The sequence below is a fragment of the Rhizobium croatiense genome (assembly GCF_019793465.1).
In the GTDB taxonomy this organism is placed as follows: Bacteria; Pseudomonadota; Alphaproteobacteria; order Rhizobiales; family Rhizobiaceae; genus Rhizobium; species Rhizobium croatiense.
Map to the genome: position 1 here is coordinate 1 of NZ_JAILYJ010000115.1, position 255 is coordinate 255.

Below are 255 nucleotides of genomic sequence, written 5' to 3' on the forward strand. Positions count from 1 at the left end.
ATCCTGATGTGCTGTGGAGGCTACAGAATTTTTACAGTTGCGTGGGGCTTGTGATCGAAGAGTGCACAGGCCTGTTGGCATCGCCGATCATGACGATCGGCCATGAGGGCTTCGGCCGCTTGCTTTTCACGACTGGACGGTTGGTCGTTCTGTCGAAGACCCTGCGCGATGTCCACCGGTTCGGCTTTGAGACGCTAGGCAAGCTCGCCGAGACCGGCACGAAAATGGTCGATGACGCTATTGAAGTTATCGAAA

Annotated in this window: 1 protein-coding gene; it reads left to right on the top strand. The window is 55.3% G+C overall.

The window, feature by feature from the left end; all coding sequences use genetic code 11:
- A partial coding sequence (locus K6M89_RS30820) for a DUF269 domain-containing protein (protein ID WP_222135296.1) occupies window positions 1-255 on the top strand: 255 nt, incomplete at both ends.